Source organism: Mesorhizobium sp. M7A.F.Ca.CA.002.05.1.1 (assembly GCF_003998335.1).
Taxonomy (GTDB): Bacteria; Pseudomonadota; Alphaproteobacteria; order Rhizobiales; family Rhizobiaceae; genus Mesorhizobium.
Map to the genome: position 1 here is coordinate 1 of NZ_RZQI01000766.1, position 2,912 is coordinate 2,912.

Below are 2,912 nucleotides of genomic sequence, written 5' to 3' on the forward strand. Positions count from 1 at the left end.
GATAGAGACAGCGGCCACTTCTACTTTGCAACTGCCCCCTAATCTATTTCATATATTATGATATGCATTGCCCGGCATTTTTTACACGTGGTAAACCGCAACAATATAACCTGATATATGTAGGTTTCTGGAGACCTCCTTGACGGATAGCTGGCCGGCATTTTTCCGGTAAACCAAAGTATAAATTTGAATAAAATTTTAAGTAAAATGGATAAAGACAGTTGCTGGATATTTATCCACCTTCCTTTCCAATAATTTGAGACAAGATTGGTAGCGTCCACAGTCAAAGGTGGGCGTTATGAAAAAGCAAAAATCAGTTCCGGGAAAAACCCGGCTCCAGATGCTCCTGCTGGCAATCGGGCTTGTCGGCCTGGCGGGGCCGTCATTTGCGAGCGATATAGCCGCACCCGGCTGGCCTCAGGAGAATATTCAAACGCCGCCTTCTCTCGGCGGTGTTTCGCTGACGAGGCCTCAGCCCTGGCAGCCTGCGGGCGCTTACCGGATCGGTCTGGTCACCGGCAGCTATGGCCCAGATGTTGGCCGCGGGGATGGCTCGTCAACGGCGCGAGATGACGCCGGGATAGATCCGCTGCAGACCGCGTCGATCATTCCGGGGGTCTTCGGATCGGTTGCCTTGTCCATGCGCAATTTTCCCGTCGCGGCTCGCTGGGCGCCCGTCTACCGGGCAATCGCCGCCTGTTCGGCAGGCAGCCCCTGCGAGCACAAGAGCGCGGCTTTTGCCGGCATGATCGCCGCCGCACAAGGCAAGGGGTTCAGCGAGAAGCTGTCCTTCGTCAACAGCAGCGTAAATCGCCTGATCGCCTACAGGAAAGACAGCGTCGTCTACGGCAAGCTCGACTATTGGGCGAAGCCTTCGGAGATTCTCGAGCGGCGAGCCGGCGATTGCGAGGATTTTGCCATCCTCAAGATGACAGCCCTGCTGAGGGCCGGCATTCCCACGCAAAGCATGGCGCTTGTCGTCCTCCAGGATCGCAAGAGAGGCTTCTTTCACGCAGTGCTGTCGGTGAGCACAGGCAGCGGCACCTTCATTCTCGACAGCCTCAGCAACACTGTCGTGCGTGACAGCGATCTTCCGGATTACGTTCCGCTCTATTCGTTCAGCACGGACCGGGCCTGGATCCACGGTTCAAGACCGGGCGGAGCCCAGATGGCCGACATCAAGGGCGGTTTCGCAACCGTCGCACCCGGCGAAGGCTTTCAGCCATAGGTTCGCCAGCATTGGCGATGCATGCAGAGCAACTCCGGTAAGTGTAACGGTGAACTGCTCTAGCCGCCGAAGACGAACGCCATCAGCAGCTCCGGCTCGAGCACCGGAGCCCGCACCGCATTCAATTGTCCCCGGTATCGACGGTCGCCCGCGCCGATGACAAAACCGGTGGCCACCGGCGATTCGCCATTGGCATCGAGCCGCGCGAAGATGTCGGCCACATTGAGGTCCAGCGCCAGCTTGAGATCGTGCCGTGCGTCATCGCTTGGGGCGATCGGCAATTGACGTTTGACGAGTTGCTGGAACGGCGCGTTGAACGACAGGATCTTCTTCGACGAAGCCAGGGCAAAGGCCGGAGACGGGCAAGCGACCAGTATGGCGTTGATGGTGTTGATCGATGCAAGCCTTCGCAGGGTCAGGTTTTCGTCTCCCAACCCACGCATGCAGGCCACCCGGATCGCGGATGTCAAATTGCCTGTCTGTCCCTGGCTTTCGGCGATCTCGTCGATGAGCATGCCGATCGTGCACTTCCTGCTTTCGGCCATCTGCTTCAGCGACATCCAGAATGCCCGCTCCAGACGGATGCCGCGCCGGATGCCGCCGCGCGCCACAACCCGAAATTCCAGTCCAAAATCCTCGGCGGCGACTGGAGGCAGCAGCCGCTCGCGACCGGAATGATGAGGGCTGGCGCTACCGCTCACTCATCGCCTCCTCGCGCGCCTTGTTGATCGGCTTCAGGAGGTAGTGCAGGATCGTCTTGCGCCCGGTCTTGATGTCGACCGAGCAGATCATTCCGGGGATGATCGAGTAGGCCTTGCCGTCTCTTTGAAGGGTGGATTTGTCAGTCGCCACACGCACCTGATAGTAGGGTTCCCCCGTTTTCTGATCGACCAGGCTGTCGGCTGTGATGTTCGAGACCTTGCCCTCGATACCGCCGAAGATCGAGAAATCATAGGCGGTGACCTTGATAAGGGCTACCTGGTCGGGACGGATGAACGCGACATCCCGTGGCGAGACCCGAGCCTCCACCAGCAACGTCTCGGAGGTCGGCACGATGCCGGCCACGACGGCGCCAGGCTGGACGAAGGCGCCTACCGTGTTCAGCTCCAGCGTGTTGACGATGCCATCCACGGGAGAACGGATATCGGTGCGCGCGACCTTGTCGGTGGCTCCCCTTATGGTCTCATCCACCACCGAAAGCTCCGCCAGCGCCTGGGTAAGGTCGTCCAACGCCTCCTGCTGCAATTGCAGGCCGAGTTCCTCGACCTGAAGCTGGGCTTCCGTGATCGACGATTTGATCTTCTTTATCGTTTCGCCCGCAAGGTTCAGCTGGCCGTTGAGCTCGGTCTGTTCGCGCTCCACCCGGAGCTGCTCGGTCCTTGCCATCAGGCCTTTCTTGACCATCGCGTCGACCAGTTTTGCCTCCTGGTCGCTGACGACCAGGTTCTTTGTAAGACGATCGGAATTGGCCTGCGCCTCGGCCAGTTCCCTCTCGCGCTGGTCAAGGCGTGACTTGAGCACGGACAGCTTGTTGTCGAAGTTCCCGCGCCGGGCGATGAGCAGCTTCTGCTCATTGTCGCAGATTTGCGGAGCGACCGACTGGATGTCCTGCGGGCACGGAAATGGGCCCGAGAGATTGCCGGCCTGTTCGTATTTCAGCCTTGCTATGCGCACTTCCAGCGCG

General features: G+C 59.1%; 3 protein-coding genes. 1 reads left to right on the forward strand and 2 read right to left on the reverse strand.

The genetic code is table 11. From position 1 onward, the window contains the following. The first annotated feature begins 640 nt into the window (after window positions 1-640). Window positions 641-1,228: a transglutaminase-like cysteine peptidase gene (locus EN939_RS39375; protein ID WP_236383472.1), complete on the forward strand. Its 588-nt coding sequence runs from the start codon at window positions 641-643 to the stop codon at window positions 1,226-1,228. A 59-nt stretch (window positions 1,229-1,287) separates the two neighbouring features. On the opposite strand, the gene EN939_RS28090 is transcribed toward EN939_RS39375, so the two are convergent. Both EN939_RS28090 and EN939_RS28095 read right to left on the reverse strand, forming a co-directional pair. Continuing rightward, window positions 1,288-1,929, reverse strand: coding sequence for a ribbon-helix-helix domain-containing protein (locus tag EN939_RS28090; protein WP_127270968.1), 642 nt, complete (start codon window positions 1,927-1,929; stop codon window positions 1,288-1,290). Continuing rightward, window positions 1,919-2,912, reverse strand: a 994-nt coding sequence (locus EN939_RS28095; protein WP_127270970.1) for an HlyD family type I secretion periplasmic adaptor subunit, incomplete at its 5' end; no start/stop codon positions are given. The genes EN939_RS28095 and EN939_RS28090, both read right to left, overlap by 11 nt.

What these genes read in the sequence shown, in the direction of transcription:
- EN939_RS39375 (WP_236383472.1), top strand. Translation starts at nt 641, where the DNA reads ATGCGCAATTTTCCCGTCGCGGCTCGCTGGGCGCCCGTCTACCGGGCA.